This window comes from Micromonospora sp. R311, assembly GCF_056780015.1.
In genome coordinates this window covers 58,278-75,049 of the sequence record NZ_JBSWCE010000031.1, presented here as the reverse complement: position 1 = coordinate 75,049, position 16,772 = coordinate 58,278, and the positions used below count along the sequence as shown (strand labels likewise).

17 protein-coding genes are annotated in these 16,772 nt (G+C 75.6%); 9 read left to right on the top strand and 8 right to left on the bottom strand.

The genetic code is table 11. From position 1 onward, the window contains the following. Nucleotides 1–24: 24 nt before the first annotated feature. Nucleotides 25–1,056, top strand: a complete 1,032-nt coding sequence (locus AC1WTP_RS24910; protein WP_481651682.1) for a phosphatase PAP2 family protein — start codon at nt 25–27, stop codon at nt 1,054–1,056. 71 nt (nt 1,057–1,127) lie between these two features. On the opposite strand, the gene AC1WTP_RS24905 is transcribed toward AC1WTP_RS24910, so the two are convergent. Genes AC1WTP_RS24905 through AC1WTP_RS24895 form a run of 3 tightly spaced genes read right to left on the bottom strand, consistent with a single transcriptional unit; the run spans nt 1,128 to nt 3,395 of the window. Further along, on the bottom strand, nt 1,128–2,555 hold the full coding sequence (locus AC1WTP_RS24905; protein WP_481651681.1) for a PH domain-containing protein: 1,428 nt from the start codon (nt 2,553–2,555) through the stop codon (nt 1,128–1,130). Beyond that, nucleotides 2,552–3,130: a PH domain-containing protein gene (locus AC1WTP_RS24900; protein ID WP_481651680.1), complete on the bottom strand. Its 579-nt coding sequence runs from the start codon at nt 3,128–3,130 to the stop codon at nt 2,552–2,554. The genes AC1WTP_RS24905 and AC1WTP_RS24900 overlap by 4 nt, the downstream gene beginning before the upstream one ends. Before the next feature lie 22 nt (nt 3,131–3,152). Then, nucleotides 3,153–3,395, bottom strand: a complete 243-nt coding sequence (locus tag AC1WTP_RS24895) for a hypothetical protein (protein ID WP_481651679.1) — start codon at nt 3,393–3,395, stop codon at nt 3,153–3,155. A 235-nt stretch (nt 3,396–3,630) separates the two neighbouring features. Between AC1WTP_RS24895 and AC1WTP_RS24890 the strand changes: the two genes are divergently transcribed. The 3 genes from AC1WTP_RS24890 to AC1WTP_RS24880 are packed head-to-tail and all read left to right on the top strand — an operon-like array spanning nt 3,631 to nt 6,667. After that, entirely contained in the window at nt 3,631–4,737 is a 1,107-nt protein-coding gene (locus AC1WTP_RS24890; RefSeq protein ID WP_481651678.1) for an AAA family ATPase, read from the top strand. After that, nucleotides 4,716–5,720, top strand: coding sequence for a DUF58 domain-containing protein (locus AC1WTP_RS24885; RefSeq protein WP_481651709.1), 1,005 nt, complete (start codon nt 4,716–4,718; stop codon nt 5,718–5,720). Before AC1WTP_RS24890 ends, AC1WTP_RS24885 begins: the two co-directional genes overlap by 22 nt. Further along, on the top strand, nt 5,717–6,667 hold the full coding sequence (locus AC1WTP_RS24880; protein ID WP_481651677.1) for a VWA domain-containing protein: 951 nt from the start codon (nt 5,717–5,719) through the stop codon (nt 6,665–6,667). Before AC1WTP_RS24885 ends, AC1WTP_RS24880 begins: the two co-directional genes overlap by 4 nt. A 489-nt stretch (nt 6,668–7,156) precedes the next feature. Here AC1WTP_RS24880 and AC1WTP_RS24875 read toward each other — a convergent pair whose 3' ends face one another. From AC1WTP_RS24875 to AC1WTP_RS24860, 4 genes are all read right to left on the bottom strand, one after another. Next, a complete protein-coding gene (locus AC1WTP_RS24875) occupies nt 7,157–8,278 on the bottom strand; it encodes an acyltransferase family protein (RefSeq protein ID WP_481651676.1) in 1,122 nt (373 codons plus the stop codon). Continuing rightward, entirely contained in the window at nt 8,275–9,183 is a 909-nt protein-coding gene (locus AC1WTP_RS24870; RefSeq protein ID WP_481651675.1) for an alpha/beta hydrolase, read from the bottom strand. The genes AC1WTP_RS24875 and AC1WTP_RS24870 overlap by 4 nt, the downstream gene beginning before the upstream one ends. Nucleotides 9,184–9,281: 98 nt before the next feature. Then, complete coding sequence (locus AC1WTP_RS24865; RefSeq protein WP_481651674.1) at nt 9,282–9,944, bottom strand: response regulator; 663 nt, start codon at nt 9,942–9,944, stop codon at nt 9,282–9,284. Then, entirely contained in the window at nt 9,941–11,167 is a 1,227-nt protein-coding gene (locus AC1WTP_RS24860; RefSeq protein ID WP_481651673.1) for a sensor histidine kinase, read from the bottom strand. Before AC1WTP_RS24860 ends, AC1WTP_RS24865 begins: the two co-directional genes overlap by 4 nt. Before the next feature lie 151 nt (nt 11,168–11,318). On the opposite strand from AC1WTP_RS24860, the gene fabG reads away from it, so the two are divergent. From fabG to AC1WTP_RS24840, 4 genes are all read left to right on the top strand, one after another. Further along, nucleotides 11,319–12,023 carry a 3-oxoacyl-ACP reductase FabG gene (fabG, locus tag AC1WTP_RS24855; RefSeq protein ID WP_481651672.1) on the top strand — a complete coding sequence of 235 codons (705 nt, stop codon included), beginning with the start codon at nt 11,319–11,321 and terminating at the stop codon, nt 12,021–12,023. A 37-nt stretch (nt 12,024–12,060) separates the two neighbouring features. Continuing rightward, nucleotides 12,061–12,828 carry an enoyl-ACP reductase FabI gene (gene fabI / locus AC1WTP_RS24850; protein ID WP_481651671.1) on the top strand — a complete coding sequence of 256 codons (768 nt, stop codon included), beginning with the start codon at nt 12,061–12,063 and terminating at the stop codon, nt 12,826–12,828. A 114-nt stretch (nt 12,829–12,942) separates the two neighbouring features. Then, nucleotides 12,943–13,974, top strand: a complete 1,032-nt coding sequence (locus tag AC1WTP_RS24845) for a ferrochelatase (protein ID WP_481651670.1) — start codon at nt 12,943–12,945, stop codon at nt 13,972–13,974. A gap of 46 nt (nt 13,975–14,020) precedes the next feature. Further along, nucleotides 14,021–14,800, top strand: a complete 780-nt coding sequence (locus tag AC1WTP_RS24840; RefSeq protein ID WP_481651669.1) for an HAD-IIA family hydrolase — start codon at nt 14,021–14,023, stop codon at nt 14,798–14,800. A gap of 133 nt (nt 14,801–14,933) precedes the next feature. Here the strand turns inward: AC1WTP_RS24840 and AC1WTP_RS24835 are convergent, their stop codons facing one another. Next, nucleotides 14,934–15,728: a hypothetical protein gene (locus AC1WTP_RS24835; RefSeq protein ID WP_447136350.1), complete on the bottom strand. Its 795-nt coding sequence runs from the start codon at nt 15,726–15,728 to the stop codon at nt 14,934–14,936. A 200-nt stretch (nt 15,729–15,928) separates the two neighbouring features. On the opposite strand from AC1WTP_RS24835, the gene AC1WTP_RS24830 reads away from it, so the two are divergent. After that, a complete protein-coding gene (locus AC1WTP_RS24830; RefSeq protein ID WP_481651668.1) occupies nt 15,929–16,741 on the top strand; it encodes a DUF3097 domain-containing protein in 813 nt (270 codons plus the stop codon). Nucleotides 16,742–16,772 lie beyond the last annotated feature (31 nt).

Sequence of the window (16,772 nt, the reverse complement as noted above, 5' to 3'; positions counted from 1 at the left end):
CTCCCGCCGTTAACCTTGACCGCGATGGCCGTCGTGACTGACCCCCAGCCCCCCGCCCCGACCGACCCGCCCGCGTCGCCCGACGGCGGGCGCCGCCGCGTGGTCGCGATGACCGCCTGGGGGGTGGCCTTCGTCGCCGGCTGGCTCGCCATCGGCCTGCCGACCGACCCGGCCTACGCGTTCCTCTGGATCTGGGCCGCGACGGTCGCCTGGAACTCCTCCCGGCCGTGGCGCAGCCACCTGCGCTTCGCGCGGGACTGGGTGCCGGTGGTGCTGCTGCTCGCGATCTACAACCTGTCCCGCGGGTTCGCCGACAACGGCGCCACCCCGCACGCGTACGAGCTGGTCGTCGCCGACCGGTTCATGTTCGGCTGGGCGACCGGTGGTGAGGTGCCCACCGTCTGGCTCCAGCAGCACCTCTACCGGCCCGCGGTGCAGTGGTGGGACGTGCTGGCCAGCTGGGTCTACTTCTCGCACTTCGTGGTGGCGCTGGCCGCCGCGGCGGTGCTCTGGCTGCGCGACCGGGGGCGCTGGGCGGCGTTCATGCGGCGCTGGGGCTTCCTCTGCGCCACCGGCCTGGTCACCTACTTCCTCTACCCGGCCGCCCCGCCCTGGTGGGCGGCGCAGAACGGCCTGCTGGACGAGGTCGCGCGGATCTCCACCCGGGGCTGGAAGGCGTTCGGCATGCACGGCGCCGGCAACCTGCTCAACGCCGGCCAGATCGCCTCGAACCCGGTCGCCGCGATGCCGTCGCTGCACACCGCGTTCGCGCTCTTCGTGGTGCTGTTCTTCCTCCGGCAGACCCGCCGCCGCTGGTGGCCGCTGCTGCTGGCCTACCCGCTGGCGATGACCTTCACCCTGGTCTACTGCGGCGAGCACTACGTCATCGACGTGCTGGTCGGGTGGGCGTACGTGGGGATGACCTTCCTGGCGGTCGGCCTGGCCGAGCGCTGGTGGGCGGCCCGGAAGGCCCGCCGGGCCCCGACCCGGAGCGAGCCCGGGCCGACCGAGCCGCCGGCCGGCGCCGAACCACCGGCGGTACCGGCGACGCGCTGACCGGCGATCGCCCGCGCGCCCTGCCCGTACCGGTGCGGCACCCGCCCGCCGGCGGTCCCGCCCCGCCCGGGTCAGCCGGCCCGGCGGGCGCCGTGCGCCCGGGCCGCCAGCTCCGCCGCCAGGGCCCACGCCTCGGCCAGGTCCCGGTCGCGGGCGGCCGCGCCCGCCCCGCCGGCGGTGTCCGCGTGCACGGTGGCCAGCCGCAGCCGCCGCTGGATCGGCCCCTGCACCACCCGCACGCTCTGGATCCGGGCGTACGGCACGATCGCCAACTGCCGGGTGAGCAGGCCGGAGCGGACCGCGAAGACCCGTTCGTGCAGGCCGGCGCCGAGCACGCCGAGACTGAGCGGGTTGAGCCAGCGGGCCCGGGGCGGCGGCCGGTGCAGCGGCAACGCGGCGATCCGCACCCCGGGCAGCACCTCGGCGACGATCGCCTCGCCGGTCGGCAGGTCGCCGACCGGGAGCAGCCGGTCCGGCCGGTTGCGGTCGGCGGTCTCCCCGGTGGCGTAGCCGGCCACCTCCAGCCGCAGCCGGAGCCAGCCCTTGACCCGCCAGAGCAGCGGCCAGGTCACCCCGACCGTCTGCACCCGGTGCAGCGGCACCGTCTGCGCGCGGGTCTCCAGCAGCCCGTTGCGCACCCGAAGCGTGTCCTCGTCCCGGGCCAGCCGGAAGTTCCAGTCGTCGAGCACCCGGCGGATCGGCTGCAGCAGCACGCCGGCCATCGCGGTGAGGGTGCTCGCCACCGCGATGAACGACCAGGAGCCCTCGGAGAGGAACTGCACCACCACGAAGGCCAGACCGAACGGCAGGAAGAACGCCTGCGGCGTGAGCAGTTGGCTGACCAGCAGGTCCTGGTTACGCACCGTGTGCAGCGGCCGGCCGGGCGGGATGTCCGGGGCCGGAGCCACCGCCCCCGCCGGCGCCGTCCCGGGGGCCGCCGGGACCGGCCTCGCCGTCCCCGGCGGGACCCGGCCGGCCAGGGCCAGCAGCCGCTGGCGCAGCGCGGCGGCGTCGGCCACGCTCAGGTACGCCAGCGGCGCCTCGGTCTTGCCCCCGCCGACCACCTCCAGCCGCAGCTCGGCCAGGCCGGTGAGCTGGGCGAGCAGCGGACGGACCACCTCGACGGCCTGGAGCCGCTCCAGCGGGATGGCCCGGGTGCGCCGCCAGAGCAGCCCCTCGTGCACCCGCAGCTCGCGGCCGACCACGTGATAGCCGGTGTTGTACCAGCTGACCACCGACAGCACGGTGGCGCCCAGGGCGATCACCACCACCATCGCGACGAACCAGCCGAAGCCCACCCGGGACAGCGTCGACCAGGACAGGCCGGCGATCACCACCACCAGCGACTTGGCGCCGTGCAGCGCCGGGCTCAGCGGATGCAGCCGCTGCCGTGGCTCCTCGGCGCCCGGCGGCGTCGCGTCCGGTGGCGGGGCGGCGGGACGCGTGCCGGGCAGTTCCGGCCCGGGCTGGTCCGGGACGCGCCCGACCGGATCGCTCACAGGCCCTCCGCCCGGTCCTCGCCGAGCGCGGTGAGCCGGTCGCGCAGCCGCGACGCCTCGGCCGGGCGCAGCCCCGGCACCCGGGCGTCGCTCGCCGCCGCGGCGGTGTGCAGCTGCACGGTGGCCAGGTCGAAGGCCCGCTCCAGCGGCCCGGCGCTGACGTCGACGAACTGCATCCGCGAGTACGGCACGATCGACAGCCGGCGGACCAGCAGCCCGTGCCGGACCAGCAGGTCGTCCTCCCGCTCGGCGTAACCCCAGGCCCGGACCGCCCGGACGATGGCGACGACCCGCAACACGGTGAGCAGCAGCACCGCGCCGAGCGCCGCGCCGAACAGCCAGTGGCCGCTGAGCGCCCAGCCGATGCCGAGCCCCAGCAGGACCAGCCCGGCCACCGTGGCCAGCCGGAGCAGCTCCACCCAGATCAGATCCGTCGAGATGGGCTGCCAGCGGACGGTGTCCGGCCACGGCTCCAGCGGGCCGGCCGCCGGCCCGGGCGGTGCGGTCGGGCCGGCCGGTGGCCCGGCGGAGCCGGGCGGCGCGGGCGTCGGCCGGGTGGGCTCGTCACCGCTCACCGCGGGAATCCGTTGTGCACGCTCACAGGTCGAGCGTAGGCGATCCGGCCACCGGTACGACCTCCCGCAGGAAGCCCCGGGCGTCGAGAAAGTCGCCGAGCGTGGCCCGATGCTCGGTGCAGGCCAGCCAGGTCTTGCGCCGTTCGGCGTCGTGCAGGCGGGGATTGCGCCACCGCAACGCCCACCGCGCCGGGGCGCGACACCCGCGCGCCGAGCAGACCAGCGCGCTGTCGGCGGCCTCGCCGGACGGGGAGGGGGTGCTCATCCGGGCCAGTCTAGGCGGGATGGAAGAGTGAGCGCCGGGCGGCCACGGGGGGAGCCGCCCGGCGACGGGGTGAATCGTACACGCGCCGGGCCGGTCCCGGTAAGCCCGTGATCGGCGATTCGGCGGCCGGGGACGGCGCGGCGAAAATCGGCTTCTCCCCACCTCGGCTCTCAGCCGGGCATGCGAGTCTTGATACGCACCACCCCGCGACGACCGACCATGCTGTGGAGGACCGGTGGCCCAGCCGACCACGCCCGACGTACCGACCCCGAACGGGGCGGGCCCGGAGACCCTCGCGCCGGCGACCACGCCGGCCGAGGACGCGACCCTGCTCGAGCGGGCGTTGTTCGAGATCAAACGGGTGATCGTCGGGCAGGACCGGATGGTGGAGCGGATGTTCGTCGCGCTGCTCGCCCGCGGCCACTGCCTGCTGGAGGGGGTGCCCGGGGTGGCCAAGACGCTCGCCGTGGAGACCCTCGCCCGGGTGGTCGGCGGCTCCTTCGCCCGGGTGCAGTTCACCCCCGACCTGGTGCCGGCCGACATCATGGGCACCCGGATCTACCGGCAGTCGAGTGAGAAGTTCGACGTCGAGCTGGGGCCGGTCTTCGTGAACTTCCTGCTCGCCGACGAGATCAACCGGGCGCCGGCCAAGGTGCAGTCGGCGCTGCTGGAGGTGATGAGCGAGCGGCAGGTCTCCATCGGCGGCGAGACGCACCGGGTGCCCAACCCGTTCCTGGTGATGGCGACGCAGAACCCGATCGAGCAGGAGGGGGTATACCCGCTGCCCGAGGCGCAGCGCGACCGCTTCCTCATGAAGATCCTGGTCGGCTACCCGACCGACGCGGAGGAGCGGGAGATCGTCTACCGGATGGGGGTCGCCCCACCGGAGCCGACCCCGGTGTTCAGCACCGAGGACCTGATCGCCCTGCAGCGCAAGGCCGACCAGGTCTTTGTGCACAACGCCCTGGTCGACTACGCGGTCCGGCTGGTGCTGGCCACCCGGACCCCGGCCGAGCACGGCATGCCGGACGTGGCCCAGCTCATCCAGTACGGCGCCAGCCCGCGCGCCTCGCTCGGCCTGGTCCGGGCCACCCGGGCGCTGGCCCTGCTCCGCGGCCGCGACTACGCTCTGCCGCAGGACGTACAGGACATCGCGCCGGACATCCTGCGGCACCGGCTGGTGCTCAGCTACGACGCGCTCGCCGACGACGTGCCGGCCGACCACGTGGTGCACCGGGTGATGTCCACCATTCCGCTGCCCTCGGTCGCGCCCCGGCAGCAGGCGACGCCGACGCCGGCCGCCGCCCCGCCGGGCGCCGGCTGGCCCGGGCAGCGGCCGTGACCCCACCCACCCGTCGACCGCCCGGCGCCTCCGCCGACCGCAGCGAAGCCGTGCTGTCCCGGCTGCAACTACTGGTCACCCGCAAGCTCGACGGCCTGCTCCAGGGCGACTACGCCGGGCTGCTGCCCGGGCCCGGCAGCGAGGCGGGGGAGTCCCGCGAGTACCGCCCCGGCGACGACGTACGCCGGATGGACTGGCCGGTCACCGCCCGGACGACGACGGCCCACGTGCGGCGTACGGTCGCCGACCGGGAACTGGAGACGTGGCTCGCGGTGGACCTCTCGGCCAGCCTGGACTTCGGCACCGGGCGGTGGCTGAAGCGGGACGTGGTGGTGGCCGCCGCGGCGGCGATCGCCCACCTCACCGTGCGCGGCGGCAACCGGATCGGCGCGGTGATCGGCAGCGGCGGCGGCGGGCCCGCCCCGGCGGGCCGGTGGCGGGGCGCCAAGCCGGCCGCCGGTCCGGGGGTGTTCACCCGGCTGCCCGCCCGGTCCGGGCGCAAGGAGGCGCAGGGCCTGCTCCGGGCGATCGCCGGCACCGAGATCCGCCCCGGGCGCAGCGACCTCGGCAGGCTGGTCGACATGCTCAACCGCCCGCCCCGGCGGCGGGGCGTCGCGGTGGTCGTCTCCGACTTCCTCGCCCCGCCGGCGCAGTGGGTGCGGCCGCTGCGCAAGCTGCGGGTCCGGCACGACGTGCTGGCCGTCGAGGTGGTCGACCCGCGGGAGCTGGAACTGCCCGACGTCGGGGTGCTGCCGGTGGTCGACCCGGAGACCGGTGAGCTGCACGAGGTGCAGACCGCCGACCCGGGGCTGCGGCACCGCTATGCCGCGGCGGCGGCCGCCCAGCGCGCCGAGATCTCCGCCGCGCTGCGCTCCGCCGGCGCGGCCCACCTGCGACTGCGTACCGATCGAGACTGGCTGCTGGACATGGTGCGGTTCGTGGCCGCGCAGCGGCACGCCCGCACCCGGGGGACGACACGATGATCCGTTTTCTGCAACCGTGGTGGCTGCTGGCCGTGCTGCCGGTGCTCGCCCTGGCCGCGTTCTACGTGTGGCGGCAGCTGAACCGTCGGGCGTACGCCATGCGGTTCACCAACGTCGACCTGCTGCGCACCCTCGCCCCGCAGGGGCTGGGCTGGCGGCGGCACGTGCCGGCCACCGCGTTCCTGCTCTGCCTGCTGGTGCTGGCCTCCGCGCTGGCCCGGCCGGCGGTGGACACCAAGCAGCCGCTGGAACGGGCGACCGTCATGCTCGCCATCGACGTCTCGCTCTCCATGCAGGCCGACGACGTGGCGCCGAACCGGCTGGAGGCGGCTCAGGAGGCGGCCAAGCAGTTCGTCGGCGAACTGCCGGAGACCTACAACCTCGGGCTGGTCTCCTTCGCCAAGGCGGCGAACGTGCTGGTCGCGCCGACCAAGGACCGGGACGCGGTGACCAGCGCGATCGACGGGCTGGTGCTGGCCGAGGCGACCGCGACCGGCGAGGCGGTCTTCACCTGCCTGGAGGCGATCCGCTCGGTGCCCGCCGACGGCGCCGCCGGGATCCCGCCGGCGCGCATCGTGCTGCTCTCCGACGGGTTCCGCACCTCCGGCCGGTCGGTGGAGGAGGCGGCCGCCGCCGCGCAGGCGGCCAACGTGCCGGTCTCCACCATCGCCTTCGGCACCGACGCCGGCCAGGTCGACATCGGCGGTCAGCTCCAGCGGGTGCCGGTGGACCGGCTGGCCCTGGCGGAGCTGGCGGAGACCACCGAGGGCTACTTCTACGAGGCGGCCTCGGTGAGCGAGCTGAAGCAGGTCTACCAGGACATGGGCAGCTCGATCGGGTTCCGGACCCAGCCCCGGGAGATCACCCAGTGGTACGCCGGGGTGGCCCTGCTGCTCGCCCTCTGCGCGGGGGCGTTGAGCCTGCTCTGGTCCTCCCGGATGCTGTGACCGGCGGGACCGGCGGAACCGGCGGAACCGGCGGGCGGCCGGTGCGGGTCAGTGACCCGCGCCGGCCAGTACGAAGACGACAGCGACCCAGACGGCGGCGAGAGTGAAGCCCAGCGGGGCGAGGTAGCGGCTCATGGACAGCTCCGGGTGGCGACTGGACGGTCCGGGCGCGGGGGCGGGGACCGCGAGGGGTGGATCAGGACGCGCACACAGGAAGTCGTGGCCGGGCGGCTCCCGGCGCGCCGGCCGGCGCGGCACCGGCCGCCCCGGCGGATCGCCGGGGAGCGGGCGGTGCGGGGAGCGGGAATCGGGTCAGCTCAACTGCTGAGGCGTGGCTCAGCGGAGCGGACGTCCGGCCCGGCCACGACTGGGAGGATCGCTATCTCGCACAGCGATCACCTCCTGGCGGTCGGCGGGGCCCGGAACGCGGGCCGCACGTGGGCCCGCAAACGCCGATCATCGTACACCCGCCGGGGGGTGCGTCCGCACTCAGCCGACCGGTCGGACGACCCCGTCCATCGGTGGGCGTTCCGCCGGGCGAGCGGTCGTCCGGTGGCCGTCCGGCCGGCCGCGCACCAGCACCAGCAGCACGGCGGCCAGCACCGGCAGCCAGCAGAGGCGGGCCACCAGCCAGCCGGGCCCGTCCGGCGCGGTGTGCAGGCCGGGCAGGGCGACGCCGGTGCGGGCGGCCAGCACGGTGACCCCGACCAGCACCGGTTGGTGCCAGAGATAGACGCGCACCGCGTGGCGGTTGACCAGGCCGACCGCCCGTCCGGCGCGGGGCCGCGTGGTCAGCCGTTCCAGCACCGGCCGGGCCAGCAGCCCCACCCCCACCTGGGTCACCGCCAGGGCGACCGCCAGCAGCGACGGTGGGTGCAGGTTGGACACCCCGGCACCGGGCACGCCGACCGCGCTGACCGGGTAGCCGAGCGCCACCAGCCCGGCCAGCCCGGCCGCGCCCGCGCCGGTCAGCCCGAGTGCGGCCGGCCGCCCGGCGAGCCGGCCGTCGGCGTGCGCCAGCCCCAGCAGGTAGGGCACCGCCCAGGCGGCCAGCAGGGCGACCGGCAGCCGGCCGGGGGCCTGCGGGAGCAGCCGTCCGGCCAGGTCGGCCACCGCCACCGCGGCCACCGCCGGCGCGGCGCAGCGCAGCGGACCCCACCGGCGTACGGCGGCGCGCAGCGGGGCGGTCAGCGCCACCAGGGCGAGCAGCGGCAGCAGGAACCACAGTGGACTGACCGCCAGCGTCAGCGCCACCGACAGCGTGCCGTCCGGGGTGCCCAGCACGGTGGCGGTCAGCAGCACCGCCGCCCCGGTGCCGAGCAGCGCCACGGCCGGCAGCACCAACCGGCGCAGCCGGCGGGCGAGCCAGGCCCGGCCGTTCGGGTGCCGGGCCACCGAGCGGGCCGAGGCGTACCCGGCGGCGAAGAAGAACAGCCCGAGCGTCTGCAGCAGCCAGCTCGCCGGCGCCAGGGACGGCATCGCGGCCAGCGGGCTGGCCTGGGTCAGCGCGCCGTCCGGGGCGAGCACCAGGCCGGTGACCAGCCAGTGCCCGAGCACCACCCCGCCCACCGCGTACGCCCGCAGCGCGTCGACCGCGCGGTCTCGGCTCACCGGGCCGGCCCGCCCGTCGCCGGAGCGTCGGCGGTGCCGGTGAGCACCACCGACGCGACCGCACCCAGGGTGGCGCCGTCCGGGGTCAGGTACCGGTCGTGCCCGGTCACCCCGTCGACCGGCAGCGGCCGGGCGCCGAAGGCCGGGTCGGCCGGCCGGATGCCGTGCCCCAGCCCGGGCAACCGCAGCGGTGGCACCCGGCGGATCCAGTCCGTCTCCGCCTCCGCCGCCCAGACCCGTACGCCGTCGAGCCGCTCCGCCCGGTCCACCCCGGCGCCGATCCCGCCGAGGGTCACCACGTCGGTCACCTGCGCCGGCGCCCGGACCGCGGCCAGCCCGACGACCAGCGCGCCGTAGCTGTGCCCGACCAGGGTGACCCGGGCCCGCGGCCGTCGCGCGGACAGCTCGGCCAGCAGGTCGGACAGGGCGGCGGCGCCGTGCCGGGCGACGGCCGACCCGGCCGCCGTGAGCACCCCGTCCGGCGGGTCGTAGCCCAGCCAGGCGAGCACGGCGACCCGGGCACCGGGATCGGCCGACCGCAGCGCGGCGTGCAGGTCGGCGGCCTGCCGGGCGGGCGCCCGCCGGGCCACCCCGCCCAGCCCGCGGTCGAAGTCGCGCAGCGTGCCGCCCACCCCGGGCACCAGCACCGCGATCCGGTCCGCGGTGGCCAGGTCGCCGACCACCTCGACGGCGAGCCCGTCGCCGCGCGGGTCGAAGGCCAGGAACCGCCGGCCCCGCTCCGGCCAGCCGGCGTACGGCGGTCCCGCCGCCCGCAGCGCCGCCGCCGTGGCCGGATACGCCTCCACGAACCCGGCCGGGGCCACCGGGGCGGGCCGGGCCGGCAGCACCACCCCGGCGCCGAGCAACCCGGCCAGCGCGACCTGCACCACACCTCTGCACCGCATCACCGTGCTCCCTCCGTCGTCGTCACGGGGGAGCGTGCGGTGCCGGCCGCCGCCCGGGCGTCACCCCGGGGAGCCGTCGTCGGCCTGCCACCGGGGAGCTACTCCCCGGCGGCCACCAGACCCGTCTCGTACGCCAGCACCACGGCCTGCGCCCGGTCGCGCAGCCGCAGCTTGGCCAGGATCCGGCCGACGTGCGTCTTCACGGTCTGCTCCGCGACCACGAGGTCGGCGGCGATCTCGGCGTTCGACCGGCCGCGGGCGATCAGCCGCAGCACCTCGGTCTCCCGCGGGGTCAGCGCGGCCAGTTCGGTGGGGCGCGGGCGGCGCCGCTGCGGCCGGGCCGCGAACTCGGCGATTAGCCGGCGGGTGACCGCCGGGGCGAGCAGCGCGTCGCCGGCCGCCACCACCCGCACGGCGTGCACCAGGTCGGCCGCCGGGGCGTCCTTGAGCAGGAAGCCGCTCGCTCCGGCGCGCAGCGCCTCGTAGACGTAGTCGTCCAGGTCGAAGGTGGTCAGGATGAGCACCCGGGGGCGGTCCGCCGGCCGGTCGCCGAGCAGCTTCCGGGTGGCCGCCAGCCCGTCCAGCACCGGCATCCGCACGTCCATCAGCACCACGTCGGGATCGAGCCGGCGGGCCGCCTCGACCGCCTGCGCCCCGTCGGCGGCGTCGCCGACCACGAGCAGGTCCGGCTGGGCGGCCAGCAGCGCGCCGAAGCCCTGCCGGACCATCGCCTGGTCGTCGGCGATCAGCACCCGGATCATCCCGTCCCGTCCTCCCCGTCGCAGGGCAGCACCGCCTCCACCGCGTATCCGCCGCCGTCGGTCGGCCCGGCGGTGAACGTACCGCCCAGGGAGACGGCCCGTTCCCGCATACCGGTCAGCCCGTGTCCGGCCCGACCGCCGCCATCGGCGGGGGGACCGCCCCGGTCGTTCTCCACCCGTACCGCCAGCGCCCCGGCCACCCCCCGGAGCGCCACCCGCACCGCGGCGCCGGCCGCGTGCCGGGCCGCGTTGGCCAGCGCCTCCTGCACGATCCGGTACGCGGCCAGCCCGACCGGCGCCGGCGGGTCGGCGGGGACGTCGGTGTGCGCGGTCACCGTCATGCCGGCCCGCCGGGCGGCCTCGACCAGGGCCGGCACGTCCGCCAGGCCGGGCTGCGGCGCGGTGGCCGGATCCTCCGACTCGCTGCGCAGCACGCCGAGCAGCCGGCGCATGTCGGTGAGCGCGGCCCGGGCGGCGCCGGCGATGGCGGTGAACTCGGCGTGCGCGGGTTCCGGCACCGCCGTCAGCCGGTACGGGGCGGTCTCCGCCCGCACCGCGATCATCGACATGTGGTGGGCGACCACGTCGTGCAGTTCCCGGGCGATCCGGGTGCGCTCCTCCAGCACCGCCCGGCGGGCCTGCTCCAGCTCGCTCCGCTCGGCCTGTTCGACCAGCGCCCGGCGGGTGAGCACGTTGCGCCGCACCAGGTCGCCGAGGAGGAGCAGCACGACGAAGAGCAGGATGATGCCGACCTGGTTGCGCGGCGCGACGAAGAGCCAGACCGGGGTGACGCTGAACAGCCCGATCCAGGCCAGCACGGCGCGGTCGACCCGCGTGGCGACAAGGGTCAGCACGACGAGGATGACGAGGATCTGGGTGGGGCTCCACGGCCAGTCGTCCGTCGGCCGCCGGTTGAAGGTGCCGAACAACTGCCCGACGAACATGATCCGCCAGGCCCACAGCGGGCGGACCAGCAGGATCGGCAGCGGCGCGACCGTGAGCATCGCGATCAGCCAGGCGGTGGCGACGGGCAGTTTCCGTGAGTCGATCAGGAACGCCGCGGTGATCAGCGTCAGCCCGACGAGCGCCAGCAGCCCGACCGTCGGCGCGACGGCGGCGATTCGCGGCCAGCGGTCCAGCGGTGGCCGGAACGCTGGGTAGTCCGGCCCTGCCGCGACGCGGCGGAGGGCGGCCCGGGCGGCGCGGACGGGACTACGGTCCATCCCCGGCAGGGTAGTTCGGCGGCGCGCTCCGGTCGTGCTCCCGCAGGATGATCCAGCGCGTCGTACCTCGGTATGACGTCGGGCGGGTTAGTGATTACCGGGCGGTAACGCCTAGTCTCCAAGCCGCACGATCTTCGGAGAGGAACCCACCGTGGCTCGAACAGTGCTGGTTACCGGAGGTAACCGAGGGATCGGCCTGGCCATCGCGCAGGCCTTCGCCAAGCAGGGCGACCGGGTGGCGGTGACGCACCGCAGCGGCGAGCCTCCGGCGGGGCTGTTCGGGGTCCGCTGCGACATCACCGACTCCGCGTCTGTCGACGCCGCCTTCACTACCGTGGAGGCCGAGCTGGGACCGGTCGAGGTGCTGGTCTCCAACGCCGGCATCACCGACGACACGCTGCTGCTGCGGATGTCCGAGGAGCAGTTCACCGGCGTGCTGGACACCAACCTGACCGGGGCGTACCGCTGCGCCAAGCGGGCGGCGGGGAAGATGCTCCGGGCCAGGTGGGGCCGCATGATCTTCATCTCCTCGGTGGTCGGCCTCGCCGGCGGCGCCGGCCAGGTCAACTACGCCGCCAGCAAGGCCGGCCTGGTCGGCGTGGCCCGCTCGATCACCCGCGAACTGGGCAGCCGCAACATCACCGCGAACGTGGTGGCGCCCGGCTTCATCGACACGGACATGACCGCCGTGCTGTCCGACGAGCGCAAGGCGGAGATCCGCAAGTCGATCCCGGCGGGCCGGATGGCCAGCCCGGACGAGGTCGCCGCGGTCGTCACCTGGCTGGCCGGGGACGGCGCCGGCTACATCTCCGGCGCGGTGATCCCGGTCGACGGCGGCCTCGGCATGGGTCACTGAGCACCGGTCACTCGAGAAAGTACGGAGGAACCCCTGTATGTCCGGACTGCTGGCCGGTAAGCGGCTGCTCGTCACCGGCGTGATCACCGACGCCTCGATCGCCTTCTCGGTGGCGAAGCTCGCCCAGGAGAACGGCGCGCAGGTCGTGCTCACCGGCTTCGGCCGGCTCTCCCTGGTGGAGCGGATCGCCAAGCGGCTGCCCGAGCCGGCCCCGGTGATCGAGCTGGACGTCACCAACGCCGAGCACCTCGCCGGGCTCGCCGACAAGGTGCGCGAGCACGTCGACGGCCTGGACGGGGTGGTCCACTCGATCGGGTTCGCCCCGCAGAGCTGCCTCGGCGGGGGCTTCCTCGACGCGCCGTGGGAGGACGTGGCCACCGCGCTCCAGGTCTCCACGTACTCGTACAAGTCGCTGGCGATGGCGGCGCTGCCGCTGATGTCCGCCGGCGGCGCGGTGGTCGGCCTGACCTTCGACGCGACCAAGGCGTGGCCGGTCTACGACTGGATGGGCGTGGCCAAGGCCGGGCTGGAGTCCGCCTCGCGCTACCTCGCGCTGCACCTCGGTAAGCAGGGCATCCGCAGCAACCTGGTCGCCGCCGGGCCGCTGCGCACCATGGCCGCGAAGTCGATCCCCGGCTTCGAGCAGTTCGAGGAGGCCTGGGCCGAGCGCGCGCCGCTGGGCTGGGACCTCACCGACCAGGAGCCGACCGCCCGGGCCTGCCTGGCGCTGCTCTCCGACTGGTTCCCGGCCACCACCGGCGAGATCGTGCACGTCGACGGCGGCTACCACGCCCTCGGCGCCTGAGCCGTGCCGGCCGGCGCCCCGGGCACCTCGGGGCGCCGGCCCACGCGGGTCGCCCGGCTCACGCACCCCGGGGGCGTCGCCGGACCCGCGCGGGCGGCGGGGAAGAATGGGCCCATGGCGTACGACGCGGTGGTGCTGGTGTCCTTCGGCGGCCCGGAGCGGCCGGAGGACGTGATGCCGTTCCTGCAGAACGTGACCCGCGGGCGGGGCGTGCCGCCGGAGCGGCTGGCCGAGGTCGCCGAGCACTACCAGCACTTCGGCGGGGTCTCCCCGATCAACCAGCAGAGCCGCGACCTGCTCGCCGCGATCCGGGCCGACTTCGCCGCCCACGGCCTCGACCTGCCGGTCTACTGGGGCAACCGCAACTGGCACCCGATGCTCGCCGACACCGTCACGCAGATGCGCGACGACGGGGTGACCCGGGCGCTCGCCTTCGTCACCAGCGCCTTCGGCGGCTACTCCTCCTGCCGGCAGTACCAGGAGGACATCGCCGCCGCCCGCGCCGCGGTCGGTCCGGACGCCCCGCTGATCGACAAGCTCCGCCAGTTCTGGGATCATCCCGGCTTCGTCGAGCCGCACGCCGACGCGGTCCGGGCGGCCCTGGCCCAGCTCGACCCGGCGAAGCGGGACAGCACCCGGCTGGTCTTCACCGCCCACTCCGTGCCGACCTCGATGGCGGCCAGCGCCGGCCCGCACGGCGGCCGGTACGAGGCGCAGCTGCACGAGACGGCCCGGCTGGTCGCCGCCGCGGCCGCCCCGGACGTCCCCTGGGACCTGGTCTGGCAGAGCCGCTCCGGCCCGCCGCAGGTGCCCTGGCTGGAGCCGGACGTCAACGACCACCTCGCCGCGCTCGCCGCCGCCGGCACCACCGGCGTGGTGGTCAGCCCGATCGGTTTCGTCTCCGACCACCTCGAGGTGGTGTGGGACCTGGACACCGAGGCGCGCCAGACCGCCAAGCAGCACGGCCTCGACTTCGTCCGGGCCGGCACCCCGGGCACCGATCCCCGCTTCGTGGCGATGGTGCGCGAACTGGTCCTGGAGCGGACCGAGCCGGACGGGACCATCCGGCGCCGGCGCCTCGGCGAGCTGCCGATGTGGGACACCTGCCCGACGGTGTGCTGCGTGCCCACGCGCCGCCCCTCCTGACCCCCGGCGGACCGATCCGCCCCCGACGACCCAGGGACGAGACACGATGCACGAGCGCAGGACCGTGGAGAGCTGGCTGACCGACATGGACGGCGTGCTGGTGCACGAGGGCCAGCCGGTGCCCGGGGCGCCGGAGTTCATCAAGAAGCTGCGGGCCTCCGGCAAGCCCTTCCTGGTGCTCACCAACAACTCCATCTACACGCCCCGGGACCTGCGGGCCCGGCTCGGCCGGATGGGGCTCGACGTGCCGGAGGAGGCGATCTGGTCGTCCGCGCTGGCCACCGCCCAGTTCCTCGCCGACCAGCGGCCCGGCGGCACCGCGTACGTGATCGGGGAGGCCGGGCTGACCACGGCGCTGCACGCGGTCGGCTACGTGCTGTCCGACTTCGCGCCGGACTACGTGGTGCTGGGGGAGACCCGCACCTACAGCTTCGAGGCGATCACCAAGGCGATCCGGCTGATCAACGACGGGGCCCGCTTCATCTGCACCAACCCGGACGCGACCGGCCCGTCGGTGGAGGGGGCGCTGCCGGCCGCCGGATCGGTCGCCGCGATGATCTCCAAGGCGACCGCGGTGGAGCCGTACTTCGTCGGCAAGCCGAACCCGATGATGATGCGCTCGGCGCTGAACACCATCGACGCGCACTCCGAGTCGACGGCGATGATCGGCGACCGGATGGACACCGACATCCTCTGCGGCCTGGAGGCCGGGCTGGAGACCATCCTGGTGCTCACCGGGATCAGCACCCGCGCGGAGGCGGAGCGCTACCCGTACCGGCCGTCGCGGATCGTCGACTCCGTCGCCGACCTGCTCGACGAGGTCTGACCGGCGGCCGTGCGGTCAGCGCCCGCGCCGCCCGTACTGGCGGAGCGCCGCGGTGACCGCGCAGCCCACGAAGATCACCTCGATCGCGGCCAGGGTCCAGGTGAGCGCGGTCCCGACCATCGGGTGCCTCCCGTCAGGGGCGCAGCGGGGCGTTGCAGGCGGCCACGAGCGCCTGCCGGCAGGCGGCGGTGAGCGGCCGCAGCGCGGCGTCGCGCTGCTGGGCCTCGTAGTTGTTGATCGCCCCGCCCGGCGCGGCGTGCCCGGCCAGCGCGAGCACCCGGTCCAGCACGGCGGCCCGGGCGAAGAGCCGACGGGCCCGCGGGTCGAACCCGGGTGGCAGGTCGGTGGTGCCGTCCGGCCGGCGCAGCGCCTCCAGCGCCCCGGCCAGCTCGGGCCGCCACTGGGCCACGTCCAGCCGGGTCAGCGCCGCGGTGGTCTCGGCCAGCGCGGCGGCCAGCTCCGCCTCGGCCTCGGCCGCCCCGGGAAGGGCCAACGAGGCCGCCGGCGCGTTCGCCGGCAGCGGGTAGACCCGCCAGAGCACCGTCTCGAAGGTGTCCCCGGAGCCGGAGGTGTGCGTGCGGACCTCCGGGATCAGCCCGAGGCCGCCGGCGACCACCGCCTCACCGGCGAGCAGCGCCGCCCCGGCGAAGTCGCCCGGCCCGGGCAGCCCGCGCGGGTCGCCCGGCGCGGGGAGCACCAGCCGGATCTCGTCCGGCGAGAGCTTGGCCAGGGTGGGCAGCGCGTCGCGCAGCGGCACGTCCGTCCAGGTGCCGGGCGCGTCGGCGACGAGGTGCTCCTCGGGGCCGGCGATCGCGTCGGCGACCTCGTCGAAGGGCACCAGCCCGGCGCGCCACGCGCGCACCCAGGCGACGAACCGGCTCGACCGGCGCGGCGCGAGTGTGGCCGCACCCGCTGCGGGGGTGGACATGCCGAAAGGGTACGTGGTCCCCGCCGCCCCTGTCTCGACTGCCGCTCCGCCCGTTCCTTCTGCCGTCGATCATGGAGTACCGGTGGGCGGATCGTCGATTTCTGCCGGATTTGCGGGCTGCCGCGACGGCCTGGTCGACCCGTCGCGGATCGTCGGCGTGTCGGGTGCGGGGGTGTGGTCGGGCGATTAGCTTGATCGGCATGGCTGGGCGGTATGCGGACGACGTGCTCGCGGGGGACTGGCGGCGGCGGAAGGTCACCCCCGAGGTGGACGCGGAACCGGACCTCGTGGTCGAGGACGCCGATTCCGGGTTCTGCGGCGCGGTGGTCGGCTTCGAGGCCGGTGCGGTGGTGCTGGAGGACCGGCACGGGCGCCGGCGCAACTTCCCGCTGCTGCCGGCCGCCTTCCTGCTCGACGGCCGGCCGGTGACGCTGCGTCGCCCGGCCCGCGCCCCGGTACCGGCGGCCCGCCGCCGCACCGCCTCCGGGTCGATCGCCGTGGACCGGGTGCGCGCCCAGGTCGCCAAGGCCAGCCGGATCTGGGTGGAGGGCATCCACGACGCCGCGCTGGTCGAGCGGATCTGGGGCGACGACCTGCGGATCGAGGGCGTCGTGGTGGAGCCGCTGGACGGCATCGACGCGCTCGACGCCGAGGTGCGCGCGTTCGCCCCCGGGCCCGGCCGGCGGCTCGGCGTGCTGGTCGACCACCTGGTGCCCGGCTCCAAGGAGAGCCGGATCGTGGCGCAGGTGACCTCCCCGCACGTGCTGGTCACCGGGCACCCGTACGTGGACGTGTGGCAGGCGGTCAAGCCGAAGGCGCTGGGCATCCCGGCGTGGCCGGTGGTGCCGCCGGGGCGGCCGTGGAAGGAGGGCGTCTGCGCGGCGCTCGGGGTGGCCGAGCCGGCCGACATGTGGCGGCACATCCTGTCCCGGGTCGACAGCTTCGCCGACGTGGAGACGCCACTGATCAACGCGATGGAACGCCTGATCGATTTCGTCACCGAGCCGGCGTAGCGGGTTGGTCGCTGCCGGGGCCGGGGCCTCG

Bases quoted from the DNA above. Each gene is read 5' to 3' on its own strand.
- AC1WTP_RS24910 (WP_481651682.1), top strand. From the start codon at position 25: ATGGCCGTCGTGACTGACCCCCAGCCCCCCGCCCCGACCGACCCGCCC.
- AC1WTP_RS24895 (WP_481651679.1), bottom strand. From the start codon at position 3,395: ATGAGCACCCCCTCCCCGTCCGGCGAGGCCGCCGACAGCGCGCTGGTC.
- AC1WTP_RS24880 (WP_481651677.1), top strand. From the start codon at position 5,717: ATGATCCGTTTTCTGCAACCGTGGTGGCTGCTGGCCGTGCTGCCGGTG.
- AC1WTP_RS24870 (WP_481651675.1), bottom strand. From the start codon at position 9,183: ATGCGGTGCAGAGGTGTGGTGCAGGTCGCGCTGGCCGGGTTGCTCGGC.
- AC1WTP_RS24865 (WP_481651674.1), bottom strand. From the start codon at position 9,944: ATGATCCGGGTGCTGATCGCCGACGACCAGGCGATGGTCCGGCAGGGC.
- AC1WTP_RS24860 (WP_481651673.1), bottom strand. From the start codon at position 11,167: ATGGACCGTAGTCCCGTCCGCGCCGCCCGGGCCGCCCTCCGCCGCGTC.
- fabI (WP_481651671.1), top strand. From the start codon at position 12,061: ATGTCCGGACTGCTGGCCGGTAAGCGGCTGCTCGTCACCGGCGTGATC.
- AC1WTP_RS24845 (WP_481651670.1), top strand. From the start codon at position 12,943: ATGGCGTACGACGCGGTGGTGCTGGTGTCCTTCGGCGGCCCGGAGCGG.
- AC1WTP_RS24840 (WP_481651669.1), top strand. From the start codon at position 14,021: ATGCACGAGCGCAGGACCGTGGAGAGCTGGCTGACCGACATGGACGGC.
- AC1WTP_RS24835 (WP_447136350.1), bottom strand. From the start codon at position 15,728: ATGTCCACCCCCGCAGCGGGTGCGGCCACACTCGCGCCGCGCCGGTCG.
- AC1WTP_RS24830 (WP_481651668.1), top strand. From the start codon at position 15,929: ATGGCTGGGCGGTATGCGGACGACGTGCTCGCGGGGGACTGGCGGCGG.